The sequence below is a fragment of the Variovorax sp. ISS6 genome, from assembly GCF_056523145.1.
This window is the reverse complement of record NZ_JAWRZC010000001.1, coordinates 4476897-4496344: the sequence shown is the minus strand read 5'-3', so window position 1 is coordinate 4496344 and position 19448 is coordinate 4476897. Positions and strand designations below refer to the sequence as shown.

Annotated in this window: 12 protein-coding genes; 2 read left to right on the top strand and 10 right to left on the bottom strand. The window is 70.8% G+C overall.

Annotated elements, in window-relative coordinates; translation table 11 throughout:
* Positions 1-4: 4 nt before the first annotated feature.
* The 9 genes from bcsB to map all read right to left on the bottom strand — a co-directional run bounded on the left by bcsB (position 5) and on the right by map (position 13457).
* Positions 5-2404 (bottom strand): cellulose biosynthesis cyclic di-GMP-binding regulatory protein BcsB, encoded by a 2400-nt coding sequence (gene bcsB, locus AC1HIL_RS20885; protein ID WP_057597800.1) that lies wholly within the window; start codon positions 2402-2404, stop codon positions 5-7.
* Positions 2401-4632 (bottom strand): UDP-forming cellulose synthase catalytic subunit, encoded by a 2232-nt coding sequence (bcsA, locus tag AC1HIL_RS20880; protein ID WP_082322219.1) that lies wholly within the window; start codon positions 4630-4632, stop codon positions 2401-2403. The genes bcsB and bcsA overlap by 4 nt, the downstream gene beginning before the upstream one ends.
* A complete protein-coding gene (gene bcsQ, locus AC1HIL_RS20875) occupies positions 4629-5456 on the bottom strand; it encodes a cellulose biosynthesis protein BcsQ (RefSeq protein ID WP_261205963.1) in 828 nt (275 codons plus the stop codon). Before bcsQ ends, bcsA begins: the two co-directional genes overlap by 4 nt.
* Before the next feature lie 2 nt (positions 5457-5458).
* Positions 5459-6034, bottom strand: coding sequence for a hypothetical protein (locus AC1HIL_RS20870; RefSeq protein WP_479669917.1), 576 nt, complete (start codon positions 6032-6034; stop codon positions 5459-5461).
* Entirely contained in the window at positions 6031-6426 is a 396-nt protein-coding gene (bcsD, locus tag AC1HIL_RS20865; RefSeq protein ID WP_412179620.1) for a cellulose biosynthesis protein BcsD, read from the bottom strand. The genes AC1HIL_RS20870 and bcsD overlap by 4 nt, the downstream gene beginning before the upstream one ends.
* A gap of 404 nt (positions 6427-6830) precedes the next feature.
* Complete coding sequence (locus tag AC1HIL_RS20860) at positions 6831-8855, bottom strand: sensor domain-containing diguanylate cyclase (protein ID WP_296739932.1); 2025 nt, start codon at positions 8853-8855, stop codon at positions 6831-6833.
* A 4-nt stretch (positions 8856-8859) separates the two neighbouring features.
* Complete coding sequence (locus tag AC1HIL_RS20855) at positions 8860-9879, bottom strand: sensor domain-containing diguanylate cyclase (protein WP_057597056.1); 1020 nt, start codon at positions 9877-9879, stop codon at positions 8860-8862.
* A gap of 115 nt (positions 9880-9994) precedes the next feature.
* On the bottom strand, positions 9995-12601 hold the full coding sequence (locus tag AC1HIL_RS20850; RefSeq protein ID WP_057597055.1) for a [protein-PII] uridylyltransferase: 2607 nt from the start codon (positions 12599-12601) through the stop codon (positions 9995-9997).
* 31 nt (positions 12602-12632) lie between these two features.
* Positions 12633-13457 (bottom strand): type I methionyl aminopeptidase, encoded by an 825-nt coding sequence (map, locus tag AC1HIL_RS20845; protein WP_057597054.1) that lies wholly within the window; start codon positions 13455-13457, stop codon positions 12633-12635.
* A 185-nt stretch (positions 13458-13642) separates the two neighbouring features.
* On the opposite strand from map, the gene purL reads away from it, so the two are divergent.
* Both purL and rnk read left to right on the top strand, forming a co-directional pair.
* A complete protein-coding gene (gene purL, locus AC1HIL_RS20840; protein ID WP_479669916.1) occupies positions 13643-17674 on the top strand; it encodes a phosphoribosylformylglycinamidine synthase in 4032 nt (1343 codons plus the stop codon).
* A 350-nt stretch (positions 17675-18024) separates the two neighbouring features.
* Positions 18025-18462: a nucleoside diphosphate kinase regulator gene (rnk, locus tag AC1HIL_RS20835; protein WP_057597052.1), complete on the top strand. Its 438-nt coding sequence runs from the start codon at positions 18025-18027 to the stop codon at positions 18460-18462.
* A 10-nt stretch (positions 18463-18472) separates the two neighbouring features.
* Here rnk and AC1HIL_RS20830 read toward each other — a convergent pair whose 3' ends face one another.
* Positions 18473-19414 carry a helix-turn-helix domain-containing protein gene (locus AC1HIL_RS20830; protein WP_057597051.1) on the bottom strand — a complete coding sequence of 314 codons (942 nt, stop codon included), beginning with the start codon at positions 19412-19414 and terminating at the stop codon, positions 18473-18475.
* Between the last annotated feature and the right edge of the window lie 34 nt (positions 19415-19448).

The following is a 19448-nucleotide window of genomic DNA, read 5'->3' as shown; positions in this document are numbered from 1 at the left end:
GTCGTCACTTGAGGCGGCGACGCGCGCGGATCTGCAGGCTGGCATAGGCCACCGCGGCGCCGATCACGGCCAGCAGCACCACCAGGGCCGCCAGCAGCAGCGGGCTGCGCGAGAGGTTCCACTGCAGCCAGGCGATCGGCGGCAGGCGGCCGACGTAGTAGGTGTCGCTGCCGAGCACGCTGTGCACCTGCGCGTCGCGCACGATGGCCATGCTGCCCTGCACGCGCTTGAGCAGGTCGGGCGTCATCAGCGCGTTGAGCAGCGCATCCTTCGAGGTACTGTTGGAGATCGCGGCGACCACGCTGCGGCCGCTGCGCAGCGGCGACTCGAAGCCCGCGAGCACCGCGTCGCGGCCGTCGTCGCTGACCGCGATCTGCATCGAGCCCGGCAAGTCCTCGCGGGTGCGCGCGCCGATCACGAAGTCGATCGCGGTGTCGATCCAGCTCGACAGCTTGAACTGCGGCGAGCCGTCGCCGCTGCCGTTGGCGGCCGCGGCGCGCTTGAGCGGCATGCGCTCGGCCCACTGCGTGAACAGGGGCTGGTTCTGCAGGCTGCCGATCACCAGCAGGTCCTTGTCGGCCCACTGCGAGACCTCGGCCGAGCGGCCCACCTTCACGCGCAGCACCGGGTAGCCGGTGGCCCGGCCGATCTGGCCCATCAGGCCGAGGTAGGTCTCGGTGTCGGAGGTGTCGGCCTGGTCGGGCAGGATCACCGCGGTGTCCGACAGGTCGGCCATGCGCGAGAACGGGAAGCCGCCGTTGGCGTAGGCCGCGAGCTCGGGCATGGCGATGAAGTGCGGGAAGCCCGAGACGTCGATCTTCGAGGTCGGGTCGATCGAGCCGCGCACGTTGTCGAGCTGCGGGATGCAGCGGCCGGCCACGGGCTCGAAGTAGTAGTGCAGGCGCAGCTGGCTGCGCGGGCCCAGCGCCAGCGGCGGCAGGATCACTTCCTTGCGCTCGGCCAGCGTGCCGTCGGGCATCAGCTTGACGGCCAGCGGGTTGTACCAGCGGTCGCCGGCCGGGTTGGCCGAGCGCAGCGGGATCGCGCCGATGAAGTTCTCGTTGACGTTGACGTTGAGCGTCGACTGGTCGGGCCGCACGCGCGGCGTGTAGCGGTAGAGCAGGTCGAGCGGGATGCCGCGGCTGCGCCAGGTGAACAGGTCGGGCGGCAGCTGCAGGTTGACCCGCACCACGTCGGGGTTGTAGCCGGTCACCGACAGGTCGGCCGCGGTCGTGAGCTCGCCGAACTGCAGCGGCCTGTCGCTGGGCACCCAGCGCGGCGCGTCGTAGGGCTTGCGCGCCGGCGGCTCCTGGAAGGCGGCGATCGCGCTGGTCGCGCCCGACAGCGCGCGGCTGTTGAGCGCCAGCGAGGCGGCGGCGGTGCGCAGTTCGTTGGCGTCGCGGCCCATCACCAGCAGCAGCTTGGCGGTCGGGTCCTGCGGATGGTCGACCACGGCCAGCGCCGGGCCCTGGATCGAGGGCAGCACCAGGCCCGGCAGGCTGGTCTCGGGGGTGGCGAACACCACCGCGTGGCCGCTGGGCAGCTGGCCGCGCGAAACCGGGAACACGGCGCCGCGGTAGTCGGCGAGCGCGCCGAACCACGACGAGACCACGCCCGCGGCCTCGAGCAGCGGGCCCGATTCGGCGCTGCCGAAGACGAAGGGAATGCGCGCGCGGCGCACGTCGCGGCGGTCGAAGAAGGGCTGCGGCAGCGTCGCCAGGTCGTTGGTCAGCTTGAGCGGCGACACGTTCAGGCGCAGCGTGCTCGAGGCGTCGATGCGCGCCCACAGGCTGGTGTGGGCCGGGTCCTCGCAGTCGCGCGTGTAGTGGCCGATCAGCTCGACGTTGATGCGGTTGAACTCGGTGATCAGGCGCCGGTCGATCGGGATGTCGGCGGTCTGCGGCTTGCCGCCGTCGGCGCGGTTCACCGGCAGGGTCGCGACCAGCACGTCGTTGACCGTCACCTTCAGGTGCGACAGCTCGGGGATCAGCGAGGGCGAGTAGGCATAGTTGAGGCGGAACGAGGCCGCGGTCACCAGCTCGTCGGCGCGGATGTTGAACGGGATGCCGATGGTGCCGCTGATGCCGCGAAGCTGGATCGCGTAGTCGATGCCCAGCTGCGTGAGGTTGAGCTCGCGCACCGTGCCGCCGGCCGCGGCCGTGCTGGCCACGGGCACCGGCGCCGCGGCCGCGCCGGGCAGCTGCTGGGCCGGCAGCGCGAGCGTGGGCACGGCGGCCGGCGCGATCGAAGGAACGGTGGCGGGAACGACGGCCGGCGCGGCCGGACGCTGCTGCGTGGAGGCCGTGCCGGCCGCGGTCAGCGCCAGCAGGGCCAGCATGGCGCCGGCGGCCGGACGGAAGGAGGGAGCGGCGCCGCGGCGCGGCGCTTTCGGAGTGATCGTCACGCGGGTTCCTTCTTCGTTCCGACGGAGCGCTTGGGCAGCCGCAGCCGCGAGAGGCCGGCCCGGTAGTAATGGGAGAACATGTCCTTGAAGCCGACCAGGCTGATGCTCGTCAGGTGGGCCAGCACGCGGTGCACGCCCACGCGCGGATGGTTGCCCCAGCGCGCGGCCCAGATGTCGGCGCGCGCGGTCGTGCACTGCACCAGCGCGCGCTCCTGCGCGAAGCTCATCGGCGCGAAGCGAAGGCCCAGGCGCTTGCCGTTGCTGAAGCGCACGGTGGCGGGGAAGCGCGACTCCGCGTCGCCGCGGAACAGCGCCACCTCGATCGGTTCGTCGGGCGCCAGCTTGACCTCGGTCGGCAGCTCCAGGCCCAGGCCGCCGGTCGAGAAGTCGAAGGTGTTGCAGCGCATCGAGTGGCCGTTGGCGAAGTACAGCGCCGCCGGCACGTCGAGCGTCACGCGGTGCGCGGCGCGCACCTGGCGCGACTCGTTGGCCGCCGCCACGCAGGCGCCGAGGATCATGAGGTTGTAGATGGTCCAGGCCAGGTTCAGCCACACGGTGGCGATGTTCTGCGGATCGACCCAGGTCAGGCGCCAGATGCCGAGCGCCACGCCGATGAAGTTCAGCGCCAGCAGCACCAGGCTGGCCTTGGCGATCGAGGTGTCGAAGTACTGCTCCTGGATCAGGCCGCCCTTGGCCGTCACGTTGAAGCTGCCGAGCTTGGGATTGATCAGCGCCACCAGCGTGGGCCGGAAGATGTACCAGGCCAGCACCGCCTCGTAGACCTCGTTCCACAGCAGGTAGCGGAAGCGCCCCTGGATCCGGCTGTTGGTCAGGTTGGCGTGCAGGATGTGCGGCAGCGCGAAGGCGAAGATCATCGAGGCCGAGGCATGGATCACGCTCGCGCCGAAGTACAGGTAGGCCAGCGGTGCCGTCAGGTAGATGAGCCGCGGCAGGCCGTACAGGAAGTGCAGCATCGCGTTGAGGTAGCACAGCCGCTGCGCCCAGTGCAGCCCGCGGCCGAACAGCGGGTTGTCGACGCGGAAGATCTGCGCCATGCCGCGCGCCCAGCGGATGCGCTGGCCCACGTGGCCCGACAGGCTCTCGGTCGCCAGGCCCGCGGCCTGCGGCAGCGCGAGGTAGGCGGTGTTCCAGCCGCGGCGGTGCATCTTCAGCGCGGTGTGGGCGTCCTCGGTCACGGTCTCGACCGCGATGCCGCCGACTTCCTCGACCGCCGTGCGGCGCAGCACGGCGCAGGAGCCGCAGAAGAAGCTGGCGTTCCAGAGGTCGTTGCCGTCCTGGATCAGGCCGTAGAACAACTCGCCTTCGTTGGGCACCGTGCCGAAGGTGTCGAGGTTGCGCTCGAAGGGGTCGGCCGAGAAGAAATAGTGGGGCAGCTGGACCATGGCCAGCTTCGCGTCGCGGTTGAACCAGCCCATCGCGATCTGCATGAACGAGCGCGTGGGGATGTGGTCGCAGTCGAAGATCGCGACGAACTCGGCGCTGGTGTTCTTGAGCGCGGCATTGATGTTGCCGGCCTTGGCGTGGCGGTTGTTGTCGCGCGTGACGTGGGTCACGCCCACGGCATCGCAGAACTCGCGGAACTCGGGGCGCCGGCCGTCGTCGAGCACGTAGATCTTGATCTTGTCGCGCGGCCAGTCGATGGCCTGCGCGGCCAGCACCGTCGGGCGCACCACCGACATCGGTTCGTTGTAGGTCGGGATGAACAGGTCGATGGTCGGCCACTCGGCCGGGTCGGCGGGCAGCGGCGAGGGCTTGCGGCCCAGCGGCCAGGCGGTCTGGATGTAGCCCAGCAGCAGCACGACGAAGGCGTAGAGCTCGGCCATGAGCAGGCCGACGCCCAGCACCAGGTCGACGATGTTGTCCATGTACATCGTCTCGGTGATGCGCCAGTAGGTGTAGCGCGAGGAGACGATCACCGACAGCAGCATCAGCACCAGGCCCGCGAAGTGGCCGCGGAAGCGGTTCACGAACAGCGCGGCCAGGAAGATGCCGACCGAGAGCACCAACTGCTGCTCGAAGGTCATGGGCGCGATGATCAGCGCGGGTGCCGTCGTGAGCAGGATCAGCCAGCCCACCAGCCGCACCGGCCACAGGCGCAGGAAGGCCGGCGCGGGCCGCGGCGGGCGGTCGGCGCCCAGCGGGGTATCGGGCGAGGGAGGCGGCGCGGAGTCCGCCCCGGAGGCCGGCTGCGCCGTGCTGCTGTTCATCGGGGCTCCATCTGCCAGGCCGGGGCGGCCGCGGGCTGTGCGGGGGCGTTGCGGTTCGCGGTGGCCGCGGCGATGCGCGCCAGCAGCCGGTCGGCGCACACCGAGAGGTCCTGCGCCGCCTGGCTCAGGGGCGCGTAGCGGTGCACCGGCAGCGCCGAGGCGAGTGCCTCGGACACCGATTCGTCCTGGTGCAGCACGCCCAGCAGTTCCGACTGCAGGCGCGCGCGCAGCATCTCGAACACGTCGTGGTTGAGCCGGCGGCTCGGCGCCACCTGGTTCACCACGTAGGCACTGCCGCCGTAGTCGGCGCGCGGGCGGCAGTACTTGTCGACCATGCGCTCGATGATCGGCAGGGTGGCGAAGGAGCCGGCATCGGCCAGCACCGTGACCACGCAGAAGTTGGCCGTGCGCAGCGCCTGCTGCATGTAGACCGTGGGGCCGGGCGGCGTATCGAGCACCACGAGCGTGTCCTCGGGCAGCGCGAAGCGCGCGAGCGTGTCGCCGAGCCAGTCCGGATGGCGCGCGAGCTGCTGCTCGAGCTCGATCTGCCGTTCGTCGTCGACCGTGCCGAAGGGCAGCACCACCGTGCCGCCATGGCCGGGGCGCATCGCCTGGGTCCAGGTCAATTGGCCGGCCGCGACCTCGGCCAGGCCCTCGACGCACTGGTGCGGGTCGTTGGCGAGGTGGAAGCGCAGCGCGTTCTGCGGATCGAGGTCGATCGCCAGGACGTGGTGGCCGCGCTCGGCGAGCACGGTGCTCAGGTTGGCGGCGACGGTGGTCTTGCCAACACCGCCCTTGGATGAAATGACGGGGATGACGACCATGGTCACGTCGGCCGGCGCCAGCGTGACATGGGGCCCGGCGGTGGCTCGGGGCGCTGCGGTCCCGCCAGGCGCGCGAACAGCGCGTCCAGCTCGGTCGGGCTCCGTGCATCCGAGGCGGGAGGTGTCGGCGTGGCGGTGGAGGGATGGGCCGGGACGGGCCCCGGAACGAAGGCGGGTGCCGGCCGCGCGGCGGCCCAGGCGGGCACGGGCTGGGCGGGCGGCGGAACGACCGGCGCGGGGCCGAACGGGCTCGCGAGCGGGGCGGCCGGCCGCGCGGGTGCGACGATCGGGGCCGGAGCGGGGCGGACCGCCACGGGCGGCGGCATGACGGGCGCCGGTGGCGGCACGGGCGCGACCTGTACCACGGGTTTCACCGGAGGAGCGGGCGGCGGCTGCACCGGAGCCGGCGGTGGTTCGGGCGCTCGTTCGATCGGCGCGCCCGACAGCAGCGGCCAGCCGGCACGGCCTTCGCCATCGGTCGGCTCGGGTGGCGCGAATTCCTTGTAGACATGCGAGTCGCCACCGAACTTGCGGAACAGCCCGGCCACGTCTTCGGCGGATGGATCGTCGTTGCTCATGGGGAAGACCTCGCCAATCGAAGTTCGATCACCGCGCCGGGTTGAGCGGCGGAGGGCAGCGCCTGCACCCGCAGCGAGGCCGGCAGGCGCTGGCCGGCGAACCAGGTCTGGTAGACGCCTTCGAGGAAGCCGCTGCTCCAGCCGGTGGATTCGGGCCCGAAAGCCATGGCCAGCGGGCTGCAGGCATGGCGGATGCGCAGGCCGTCGGCCTCTTCGCGCAGGGTGCCGTAGCCCCAGTCGATGCCGTCCCAGCGGGCATTGAACTCGGCTTCGAGTTCGGCCAGGCTCGCGCAGGGAGGCACCGGAAAGGTGCGCGCCACGTTCTCGCCGATGCGGAAGAAAAGCTGGTGCAGATCCTCGGGCGGGAGTCCGGCGGCGAGCTCGGCTGCCATGCCGCGGTTGAATGCGAGCCACTGCGTGCTGCAGGCTCGGCGTTCAAAATGATCGATGACCCCGTTTGTTTCTTCCATGCTGGGGCATTCTCTGGGAATGGTTAACGATTGACAACAATCGTTTACTGAGTTGGTATTAGTTCACGGCTGATTGTCGGGAATTCGTGACGATCCAGTCGCGTTTCGGCCTGTTCCGTTCAGTGCGATCCATGGCCGTTGCTTTCGGGTCAGGCTCCTTGCATCGAGCTGGTAACTTTGGTGTTACGTATTCGTCAGCCAAATGGATTCACTGAATCCGGGGTTTCCCCAGCAAGCGCGGGCGGGGCGGACGCGGTGGCCTCGGCAACCCGCCTTCGACTGGCGGATTGGCGATGAATCGGTAGAGATGTCGAAACTCTGCCGCTTCAGCCCGACATGCGCTCGGCCGGCGCCGAGCCGGCCCGGACCACGCCGCGCCCCGCGGTCTTGGCCGCATAGCAGGCCTCGTCGGCGGCATGCAGCCAGGCATCGACGCTGCGCGTCTGCGGCGTGAGGCTGGCCACGCCGATGCTCGCGCCGATGCGCAGGTCCGCGGGCAGCGAGGGCATCGCGATCTCGGCGATCGAGGCCACGATGGCCTCGGCCACGCGCACCGCATCGGCATGGCGGCAGCGCTCGAGCAGCAGCACGAACTCGTCGCCGCCCAGCCGCGCCGCCAGGTCGCCCGCGCGCACCCGCGAGGCGATGGCGCTGGCGGCCGCGCGCAGCATCGCGTCGCCGGTCAGGTGGCCGCCGGTGTCGTTCACGCGCTTGAAGTTGTCGAGGTCGATGAAGACCATCGCGGCCGGCATGGTGGCCGGCAGTCCCGCGATCAGCCGTTGCGCATGGGCCTCGAAGCGCTGGCGGTTGGCCAGCCCGGTCAGGCTGTCGTGCGCGGCCGACCATTCGAGCGCCGCGCGGATGCGGCGCTGCTGGTCGATGTCGGTCAGGATCCAGATCGTGCCGAGCTCCATGCGCGCCACGTCCACCGGCTTGCTGCGCAGCCGGGCCCAGAAGCGGCTGCCGTCGGGCCGCTGCACCTGGCATTCGCCCACGTAGGCCTGGTCGGCGCCGAAGGCCAGTGCCTCGAGCGCGGCCAGCGGGGTTTCGCCCGGCTCGGGCGGCACCAGCACCTTGCCGGTCAGCCGGCCCAGCAGGTCCTCGCGCGCGCAGCCCAGCAGCCGGCAGAGCTCGTCGCTCGCGAGGTCGAAGCGCCCGTCGCGCACCAGCGCGATGCCGACCGGCGCCGCGCGCATCACCGAGCCGAGCTTGGCGATGCTCTCGCCGTTGAGCCGCTCGAGCTCGGCGCGCTGGATGCCCACGCGCCGCAGCACGTTGCCGAGCTGGCCGATCTCGCCGCCGGCGCGCGGCCAGCCGTCGGCCGCGCCCATGCTGCCGTCGAACAGGTGCTGGGCGCGCCGCTCCAGCAGGCGCAGCGGCCGCAGGCCCCACCACAGCAGCGCGAGCAGCCCCAGCGCCAGCGGCGCGACGATCAGGCCGGCCCAGCGCAGCGACTGGGCGCGCGCGGTGGCGAAGGGCGCGGTCAGTTCGGACTGGGGCCGGGTGCGCCACACCATCCAGTCGGGCCCGGCCACGCCGGCGGCGCTGGCGATCTCGCCGGGCTGCGGCAGCGCCACGCCCGCGGGTTCCGCCGGGCTGTGCTCGGCGGTCCAGGCCTTGAAGGCCTGCCCCAGGCGCGGTTCGTCGGTGAGCGAGCCCATGATCCGGCGCCGGTCCGGATGCGCGAGCACGCGGCCGTCGAGCGTGGTGACGACCAGCAGCGCGTTGTCGTCGCCGGCCTGCGGGTCGACCAGGCCGTCGAGCAGGTCGCGGCTGGACAGCCGCAGCACGCCGCCGAACACCGCGTAGATGCCCGAGGCGTTGCGCGCCGGCTGGGTGAACACCACGATCGGCTCGCCCGACAACGGGCCGTTCAGCGGCTCCGAGACGATCGCCCGGCCCTCGGCCAGGGTGCGGCGGAAGTAGTTGCGCTGGGTCAGCGGCAGCGGTGGGCGCGAGACGCCGTTCTCGGCATCGACCAGGATGCGCACTTCGCCGTCGGGCCGCGCGATGTAGAGCACGGTGAAGAGCCCGCGCAGGATCGGCTTGCTGTCCATGAAGCGCGCCAGCGCCGCGGGGTCGTCGAGCGTGGCCTCGTCGAGCGATTCGGCGACCGACAGCAGCGCCCGCTGCAACTGGACCACGCTGCGCGAGAGCAGGGCGGCGGTGCGGGCCGACTCGCCGAGTTCGCGGCGCTGCTGCGCGGCGAGCAGGTCGCGCTCGGCGATGCCCAGCAGCACGCTGGTGCTCAGCGCGATGCCCAGGGCCAGCGCCACGATGCCGCCCAGCGTGAGGCGGACCTTGAGCGATCCGAACACGCGCTCGAGGCGCCCGCGTGGCCGGCCGATCATCAGATCATCCGTGCGGTCGGCCGCTGCGCCCGCGCTTTTCGAGGTACATCGCGGCATCGGCCAGGCGCAGTGCCTCCTCGGCCGTGGTGAAGCGCGGATCGACCGCCACCGCGCCCACGCTGGCGCCGCCGTAGCCGATCTCGACCGCGCCGAGGTGGAAGTGGCCGACCGTGGCGGCCGCCACGCGCTGGCCGAGCGCCTCGGCCGCGGCCGGCGATTCGCCGCCCGCGAGCGCGGGGCCCGGACCGACCACCACGAACTCGTCGCCGCCGAGGCGGGCCAGCAGGTCGCCGGCGCGCAGCGTGCCGTGCAGCCGGCGCGCGATCTCCACCAGGAAGTCGTCGCCGGTCTCGTGGCCGTGCAGGTCGTTGATCTTCTTGAAGCCGTCGAGGTCGACGAAGGCGACCAGCACGCCGGTGCCGTCGCGCTGGCCCTGGGCCAGCATGCGGCGCAGGCCCTCGAGGAAGGCGCGCCGGTTCGGCAGGCCGGTCAGCGCATCGGTCGCGGCATGGGTGGCGAGCTCGGCATTGGCCGCCGAGAGCCGCTGGAACAGCTGCTCGCGCTCGACCTGGTGGCCGATCAGCCGCGCGAACAGGCCCAGTACGTTGGTGGCGTTGGCCGGCAGCGGCTGGCGCTCGCCGCTGGCCGCGCACAGCGTGCCGTAGAGGCCGCCGCTGTCGGTGCGCACCGGGGTGCTCACATAGGTCTGGATGCCGAGCTGGCGCGCGGCATCGGAATCACCCCAGCATTCGGCGACGTTGTCGGTGTAGACGCGGCCCTCGTCGAGCGCGCGCTTGCACAGGGTGTCGCCCCAGGGCACGGCGAGGCCTTCGGGGATCTGCAACTGGCGCGCGTTGCGCGCGTACAGGATGTGCTGGAGCCCCTGCTCCAGGTCGATGCGCGTGAGATAGGTCGATTCCAGGCCGGTCACGGCCTCGAGCATCTCGAGCATGGGACGGGTCAGGTCCTCGAGGGTCCTGGCCGACGATACGGAACTCGAAAGCTGGGTCAGCAATGTGTCCATGGGGTGCATTCTGCCGTTTGGACAGAAAAAAGAAACATTTGGTATTCAATTCACAAGAATTTGTGAACTTTTGTCGCGAAAGAGGCCCGGCGGAGCGGGCCGCCGGGCTGGCCACTCAGGCCTCCAGGGCTTCCATCAGCTCGGTCTCGATCGCGGCCTGCGTGCGCTGGCCTTGCAATTCGGGACCGCTGATGAGAAAGCTGTCTTCGACCCGCTCGCCCAGGGTCGTGACCTTGGCGAGCTGCAGGTTCAGGTGGTGCCGCGCGAGCACGCGCGCCACCGAATAGAGCAGGCCGGCGCGGTCGCTGGCCGAGATGCTGAGCACCCAGCGCTGCGCCTTCTCGTCGGGCACCAGGCTGATGCGCGGCTTGATCGGGAAGCTGCGCACCCGGCGCGACACCCGGCCCATGCTCGGCAGCGGCAGGGCGCCGGCCTCGGTCAGGGTCTGCGCGAGCCCGGTCTCGACCATGTTGATCAGGTCGCGGTAGTGGTCGGGCAGGAAGGTGGTCACCACCTGGAAGGTGTCGAGCGCGTAGCCGTTGCTCGCGGTGTGGACCTTGGCGTCGAGGATGCTGAACGAGGCCTGGTCGAAGTAGCCGCAGATGCGCGCGAACAGGTCGGGCTGGTCGGGCGTGTAGACCACCACCTGCAGCCCTTCGCCCACCGGCGACAGGTGCGCGCGGACCACGGGCGGCGCGGCCGGGTCGATCGGCACGTTCTTCGGCGGCACGAAGCGCGACAGCTGCATCGCGTGCCAGGCGATCTCGCTGGCGTCGTGGCGCATGAAGTAGCCGACGTCGAGCGTGTCCCACAGCGCCTTGTGCGCCTCGAAGCGCTGGGCATGCAGCGCGAGCTGCACCAGCGCCTCGCGCTTGCGCGACTCGACCTCGGTGTCGGGATCGGGCATGCGCCCGCCGAGCGCGCGCAGGGTGTAGCGGTAGAGGTCCTCGAGCAGCTTGCCCTTCCAGGCATTCCACACGCGCGGCGAGGTGCCGCGGATGTCGGCCACGGTCAGCAGGTACAGCGCCGTGAGGTAGCGCTCGTTGCCCACGCGGCGCGCGAAGGCGCCGATCACCTCGGGGTCGCTCAGGTCCTGCTTCTGCGCCACCTGGCTCATCACCAGGTGCTCGGAGACCAGGAACTCGATCAGCTTCGAGTCTTCGCGCGAGATGCCGTGCTGCTTGCAGAAGCGCGCCACGTCGCGCGCGCCCAGCGTGGAATGGTCGCCGCCGCGGCCCTTGGCGATGTCGTGGAACAGCGCGGCCACGTACAGCAGCCAGGGCTTGTCCCAGCCGGCCGCGAGCTGCGAGCAGAACGGGTACTCGTGGGCGTGCTCGGCGATGAAGAAGCGCCGCACGTTGCGCAGCACCATCAGGATGTGCTGGTCCACCGTGTAGACATGGAACAGGTCGTGCTGCATCTGTCCCACGATGCTGCGGAACACGCGCAGGTAGCGCCCCAGCACCGAGGTCTGGTTCATCAGCCGGAAGGCATGCGTGATGCCGTAGGGCTGCTGCAGCATCCGCATGAAGGTGTCGTGGTTCGCCGGGTCGTTGCGGAACTTGCTGTCCATCACGTGGCGCGCGTTGTAGAGCGCGCGCAGCGTGCGCGCCGACAGGCCCTTCACGCCGATGGTCTTCTGGTAGAGCAGGAAGGTCTCGAGGATCGCGTGCGGCTCGCTCTCGTAGAGGTCGTCGCGCGCGATCTCGATCAGGCCGGCGCGCTCGAAGAAGCGCTCGTTGATCGGCGTCGGCTGCTCGTCGATCGGCTGCAGCCGCTCCGAGATGTTGAGCAGCAGGATCTGGTTGAGCTGCGAGACCGCCTTGGCGGCCCAGTAGTAGCGCCGCATCAGCGCCTCGCTCGACTTGCGCTGCGATTCGCTCACGTAGCCGAAGCTCGCGGCCACCGCGGTCTGCAGGTCGAACACCAGCCGGTCCTCGCGCCGGTTGGCGATCACGTGCAGCCGCGCACGGATCAGCGACAGCAGCGCCTCGTTGCGCTTGATCTGCTGCGCCTCGAAGGGCGTGGCCAGGCCGTTGCGCGCCAGGTCGTCCCAGCGGCTGCCGAAGCCCGCGGCCTTGGCGACCCAGAGGATGGTCTGCAGGTCGCGCAGGCCGCCCGGCGATTCCTTGCAGTTGGGCTCGAGCGCGTAGGGCGTGTTGTCGAACTTCTGGTGCCGGTGCCGCATCTCCTGCGACTTGGCGATGAAGAAGGCCTGCGGGTCGATCACCGTGCCGAAGCGCTTGCGGAAGGTGGCGAACAGCTTCTTGTCGCCCGCGATCAGCCGCGCCTCGAGCAGCGAGGTCTGGACCGTGACGTCCTTCTCGGCCTCGGCCAGGCATTCCTCGATGGTGCGCACGCTCGAGCCGATCTCCAGGCCGGCGTCCCAGCACTGGCCGATGAAGGCCTCGAGCCGCGCCGGCTCGACCGCCTGCTCGCCGCCCTCGGGCGGCAGCAGCAGCAGCACGTCGACGTCGGAGTAGGGGAACAGCTCGCCGCGCCCGTAGCCGCCGACCGCCACCAGCGCCAGGCCGTCGCCGAAATCGGCGTCCTGCCACAGCGTCTGCAGGTTCTCGTCGGCCAGCGCCGCGAGCTGGCGCAGCACCGTGTGCACGCTGCGCGTGGGCGCGCGCGCGAAGCGCAGGGTTTCGAAAAGGGCGAGCTTCTTCGCGCGGTAGGCTTCGCGCAGCGTCGCGACGTCGTGTCGGGCGGCTTCGATCATGGCGGTGGGGTGGCGCGGCCGGCCGCGCGGCTCATGTCTTGATGGCGCTCACGAACGACGGCAGCGGCGGGCTGCCTTCGGACAGGGTCAGCACCTCGTAGCCCGTTTCGGTGACCAGCACCGTGTGCTCCCACTGGGCCGAGAGCGAGTGGTCGCGCGTGACGATGGTCCAGCCGTCGTACTGCCCGCCCTTGAAGTCTTCCTTCACGTCGCGCTTGCCGGCGTTGATCATCGGCTCGATGGTGAAGATCATGCCGGGCTTGAGTTCTTCCATGGTGCCCGGGCGGCCGTAGTGCAGCACCTGCGGTTCCTCGTGGAAGCGCTGGCCCACGCCGTGGCCGCAGAACTCGCGCACCACCGAGAAGCCCTGGCCCTCGGCGAACTTCTGGATCGCATGGCCGACGTCGCCCAGGTGGGCACCGGGGCGCACCTGCAGGATGCCGTGCCACATGGCCTCGAAGGTGATGTGGCACAGGCGCTTGGCCGCGATCGAGGCGTCGCCCACGACGTACATGCGCGAGTTGTCGCCGAACCAGCCGTCCTTGATGACGGTGACGTCGACATTCATGATGTCGCCCTTCTTCAGGGGCTTGTCGTTCGGGATGCCGTGGCACACCACGTGGTTGACCGAGGTGCACAGCGACTTGGGGAAGGGCACGCTGCTGGCGCCCATGTAGCCCACCGTGGCCGAGGTGGTGCCCTGCTTGACCATGTACTCGGCGGCCAGGCGGTCGACGTCGTTGGTCGTGATGCCGGGCTTGATGAAGGGCGTGAGGTAGTCCAGCACCTCGGACGCGAGGCGGCAGGCGACGCGCATGGCGGCGATGCCCGCGGCGTCTTTGTAGGTAATGCTCATGCGTGGAATTATCCCATCCGGGCGAAGAAATCAGCGCCCGAACGGGCTCTGGCCGGCCGCCCGGGCGAGGCTTTCGCCATGACCTAAAATTCGCGTCCTGCGCGGACGGCCCCAGTCAGCGGCCGCCCGCCCACGGATTTCCAGACCTCTCCAAAGCCCAACGCGGCCCCAAGGCCCCACCCATCGTGACGCAGTCCGCTTCCGTTTCCACAGCCCTTCCCGTCGTAACCATCTTCGAGGGCGGCAGCGCACTCAGCGAATTCCGCGCGCGGCAGCTCCTGCCGAAGCTCCAGGCCGTCGATCCGCGCATCGAGGGCATCGCCGCGCGCTTCGTGCACCTGGTGGTGACCGACGGCGCGCTCGACGCCGCGGGCCGCGAGCGCTTCGCGGCGCTGCTGAGCTACGGCGAGCCCTTCGAGGCCCCGGCGGCCAAGGCCTCGGCGGCGGTGGTCGTCACGCCGCGCCTGGGCACCGTGTCGCCCTGGGCCTCCAAGGCCACCGACATCGCCCACAACTGCGGCCTGGCGCTGCGCCGGGTCGAGCGCGTCACCCAATACCACCTGAAGCTCAAGGCCCCGCTGCTGGGCAAGGCGCCGGTGCTCGAGGGCGAGGCGCTGGCCGCCGCGGCCGGCCCGCTGCACGACCGCATGACCGAATCGGTGCTCGCCACGGTCGACCAGGCCGCCAGCCTGTTCAGCGAGCTGCCGGCCCAGCCCATGGCGACGGTCGACGTGCTGGCCCAGGGCCGCGCGGCGCTGGAGGCAGCCAACACCGGCTTCGGCCTGGCGCTGGCCGAGGACGAGATCGACTACCTGGTCGATGCCTTCACGAAGCTGGGCCGCAATCCCAGCGACGTCGAGCTGATGATGTTCGCCCAGGCCAACAGCGAGCACTGCCGCCACAAGATCTTCAACGCCGACTTCACGATCGACGGCGCGGCGCAGCCGCAGAGCCTGTTCTCGATGATCCGGCACACCGAGCGCCAGAACCCCCAGCACACGGTGATCGCCTATGCCGACAACGCCTCGGTGATGGAGGGCGGCGAGGTCGAGCGCTTCATCCCGCGCGGCGCCGATGCCGCGGGCACTCCGGCCTACACCAAGGACACGGCGCTGACCCACGTGCTGATGAAGGTCGAGACCCACAACCACCCGACGGCGATCTCGCCGTTCCCGGGCGCCTCGACCGGCGCCGGCGGCGAGATTCGCGACGAGGGCGCCACCGGCCGCGGCTCCAAGCCCAAGGCCGGCCTGACCGGCTTCACGGTCTCGAAGCTCTGGCCCGAGGAGGGCCACTACGGCAAGCCCGAGCACATCGCGAGCCCGCTGCAGATCATGACCGAGGGCCCGCTGGGCGGCGCCGCCTTCAACAACGAGTTCGGCCGGCCCAACCTGCTGGGCTACTTCCGCGAATACGAGCAGGCCCTGGCGAGCGACCTCGACACGGTGCAGCGCGGCTACCACAAGCCGATCATGATCGCGGGCGGCCTCGGCAGCATCGACGCCACGCAGACCAAGAAGATCCGCTTCCCGGCCGGCTCGCTGCTGATCCAGCTCGGCGGCCCCGGCATGCGCATCGGCATGGGCGGCAGCGCCGCCAGCTCGATGGCCACCGGCGCCAACGCGGCCGAGCTCGACTTCGACTCCGTGCAGCGCGGCAACCCCGAGATCGAGCGCCGCGCGCAGGAGGTCATCAACCACTGCTGGCAGCAGGGCGCGGCCAATCCGATCCTCGCGATCCACGACGTGGGCGCGGGCGGCCTGAGCAATGCCTTCCCCGAGCTGACCAACGACGCCGGTCGCGGCGCGCGCTTCGACCTGCGCGCGGTGCCGCTCGAGGAATCGGGCATGGCGCCGAAGGAGATCTGGTGCAACGAGAGCCAGGAGCGCTACGTGCTGGCGATCGCGCCCGAATCGCTCGAACAGTTCAAGGCCTTCTGCGAGCGCGAGCGCTGCCCCTTCGCGGTGGTCGGCGTGGCGACCGAGGAGCGCCAGCTACTGGTGGCCGACGAGGGCGCCGCGTTGCAGCCGGTCGACATGCCGATGGACGTGCTGCTGGGCAAGCCGCCCAAGATGCACCGCGACGTGCAATCGGTGGCACGCAGCTTCCGGCCGCTCGACCTCACGGGCGTCGACCTGCAGAAGGCCGCGATCGACGTGCTGTCGCACCCGACCGTCGCCTCCAAGCGCTTCCTGATCACCATCGGCGACCGCACCGTGGGCGGCCTGAGCCACCGCGACCAGATGGTCGGCCCGTGGCAGGTGCCGGTGGCCGACTGCGCCGTGACCCTGGCCGACTACCAGGGCTTCGCGGGCGAGGCGATGAGCATGGGCGAGCGCACGCCGCTGGCCGCCTATGACGCGCCCGCTTCGGGCCGCATGGCGGTGGCCGAGGCCATCACCAACCTGCTGTCGGCGCCGATCGAGCTGTCGCGCGTCAAGCTGTCGGCCAACTGGATGGCCGCCTGCGGCGAGCCCGGCGAGGATGCCGCGCTCTACGCCACGGTCAAGGCCGTCGGCCTCGAGCTCTGCCCGGCGCTGGGCATCTCGATTCCGGTCGGCAAGGATTCGCTGTCGATGCGCACGCAGTGGAAGGAGGGCGGCGAGACGAAGAAGGTGACCTCGCCGGTCAGCCTGATCGTGAGCGCCTTCGCCTCGCTCGACGACGTGCGTGGCACGCTCACGCCGCAGCTCGACGCCGATGAGGAGGACAGCACGCTGGTGCTGGTCGACCTCGGCCGCGGCCAGCACCGCATGGCCGGCAGCATCCTGGCGCAGACGCTGGGCCAGAGCGGCGACACCGTGCCCGATCTCGACGATCCGGCACAGCTGGTGGCGCTGGTCAATGCCGTCAACGCACTGCGCGCCGACGGCAAGATCCTCGCCATGCACGACCGCAGCGACGGCGGCCTGTTCGCCGCCGCCTGCGAGATGGCTTTCGCGGGCCATGTGGGCGTGGCGCTCAACGTCGACATGCTGGTCACCGAGGGCGACGGCATCTCCGACAGCCGCATGGAGACCGGCGACGCCAAGAACTGGGCGCAGCAGGTCAGCGCGCGGCGCGAGGAGCTCACGCTCAAGGCGCTGTTCAACGAGGAGCTCGGCATGCTGCTGCAGGTGCGCACCGCCGAGCGCAACGAGGTCATGCAGGTGCTGCGCGCCCATGGCCTGAGCACCCACAGCCATTTCGTCGGCAAGACCCGGCCCGCGAGCTCGGCCATCGAGGCCGGCAAGGGCAAGCTCGAGGTGTGGCGCGATGCCAAGTCGGTGTTCAGCGCCAGCCTGCACGACCTGCACCAGGTCTGGGACTCGGTGAGCTGGAAGATCGCGCGCGAGCGCGACAACCCGGCCTGCGCCGATGCCGAGCACGCGGCGGCCGGCGAGCCCGCCGATCCGGGCCTGCACTGGCATCTGCCGGCTGCCGTCGAGCCCGCCGCGCCCGCGGTGCTGGCCTCGCGGCCCAAGGTCGCGATCCTGCGCGAGCAGGGCGTGAACTCGCACGTCGAGATGGCCTATGCCTTCAACGAGGCCGGCTTCGAGGCCTTCGACGTCCACATGACCGACCTGCAGGCCGGCCGCGCGCGGCTCGCCGACTTCAAGGGCGTGGTGGCCTGCGGCGGCTTCAGCTACGGCGACACGCTGGGCGCCGGCATCGGCTGGGCCCGCAGCATCACCTTCAACCAGCGCCTGGCCGACGAGTTCAAGCGCTTCTTCGGCCGCGCCGACACCTTCGGCCTCGGCGTGTGCAACGGCTGCCAGATGTTCGCCGAGCTGGCCGACATCATCCCCGGCGCCGAGGCCTGGCCGCGCTTCACCACCAACCAGAGCGAGCGCTTCGAGGCCCGCCTGTCGATGGTCGAGGTGCTCGATTCGCCGAGCCTGTTCTTCGCGGGCATGGCCGGCGCGCGGCTGCCGATCGCGGTCGCGCATGGCGAGGGGTACGCCAACTTCAAGCATCGCGGCGATGCCTCGAAGGCCATCGCGGCCATGCGCTTCGTCGACAACCACGGCCAGCCCACCGAGCAGTACCCGTTCAACCCGAACGGCAGCGCCGGCGGCCTGACCTCGGTGACCACGGCCGACGGCCGCTTCACCGCGGTGATGCCGCATCCCGAGCGCGTGTTCCGCAACATCCAGATGAGCTGGAACGGCGGCGACGCGAGCGAGCGCAGCCCCTGGATGCGCATCTGGCGCAACGCCCGCCGCTGGGTGGGCTGATCGCCGACGGCAAGGGTCCCAATCCGGCAAGGCCGGTGGGGCCTTTGATGGCCGCCTGCGCGACGGGACCGGTAGACTCGGCCGCATGCTGCGCACTTCCGCTTCCACGCTGACCGCACCGGCCCTGCCGGGCGCGCTCGCGCGTGGCCGGCGCCGCGCGGCGCGGATGACGGCGCTCAAGCGCCGATCGCCCTGGCATTCCTGAGCCCGGCGATCCTTCCTCCTCCCGTTCTTCTTTCGCGCACTTCCTGATCGCCGGGCCTCCTCCAAGCCCGCGCGTCGGCGCGTCCGCCTCATCCCGCTCCCTCGATGGAGCCCGCGGCACGCCTTCACTTCATCAGGAGCGATCCATGCAAGCCACCGCCTCGTTCACGCGACTCGAACGAACCCTCACCCAGCTCGACCACGCGCGCCTGCACAAGCTCGCCGCGCACGCGCTGCAGACGCGCGGCGCCAGCGACCCGGTCGCGCTGGCCCTCGAGGAGATGCTCGACTGCAGCGAGGTCGTGGCGCCGCAGGACGCGTCGCCGGACCTCGTCACGATGAACTCGCGCATCGAGCTCGAGGACCCCGCGCGCGGCGAGCGCTACACGATCACGCTGTGCTATCCGCGCGATGCCAAGCCCGCCGAAGGCGAGGTCTCGGTGATGTCGCCGGTGGGCGCGAGCCTGCTGGGCGCGCGCGTGGGGCAGGTGGTGGAATGGACCACGCCGGCCGGCGTGCACGGCTCGGCGCGCGTGGTGGCGCTGCAGTTCCAGCCGGAGGCGGCGGGCGAATACCTGCGCTGAAGCCGTCGCTTCAACTGGCGGCCCCGTGCAGCAGGCTGCCGGGCGTGGTGCCGTAGGCGCTCTTGAAGGCGCGCGAGAAATGCGAGAGGTCGCTGAAGCCGCACTGGTAGGCGGCCTGCGTGACCTGCTGCACGCGGCCCTCCGACAGGATGTGGAAGCTCTGCGCGAGCCGGCGCTTCCAGAGGTGATGCATCACCGTCGTGCCGTGGGCCGCGAACACGCGCGTGAGCGTGCGCGGCGAGACGTGCGCGGCCTCGGCCACCTCGGCCATCGAGAGGCCGGTGTCGTCCAGGTGGGCGTCGATGTAGCGCACGGCCTTCTCGTAGATCGAGCCGTGGCGCGTCGCCGCGGCGGCGCCCTCGGCCACGTCCTGCAGCTCCATCGCGGCGCTCAGCGTGTCGAGGAAGGCCGCGGCGAAGCGCGCCTGCGCGGGCAGGGCGGCATCGCGCGTCTCGAAGCGCAGCGCCTCCTCGGCCATGCCGTGCAGCAACCCGGCCAGCGAGCTGCCGTCGGCGATCTTGAGCGCCATCATGTGCTCGGCCTTCGGAAAGCGCGACAGCAGTTGCTGGCGCGGAAAGCGCACCAGCAGCAGCGATTCGGGCGCGAGCTCGTGCACGAAGGGCCGGGCCGCGTCGTACAGCACGATGTCGCCGGCCGAAGCGCGCAGCGTGCGGCCCTGTTGCGCCATGTTGGCCTGGCCGCGCTGGAAGAAGGCGGCGACGATGTCGTCGTCGGGCGCGATGCGCGCGAGCTGGTCGGTGCGGATGAAGGTGTGCGGCTTCGACTGCATGCGGCACACCGTGAGGCTCGCGAGCTGCTGGCCCGAGAGGCAGCCGTCGAAGTCGCGTGCGAATTCGCCGCGCGCCGGTATCAGGCGCCGGCACACCGACTCGCGCCAGAATTCGGTCTTGTGCCGCGGCGCGAGCGCCTCGGTCGAGTGGTAGAAGCCCATGGTCGACACCCTCCGCGCCGATGGCGCGCCGCGG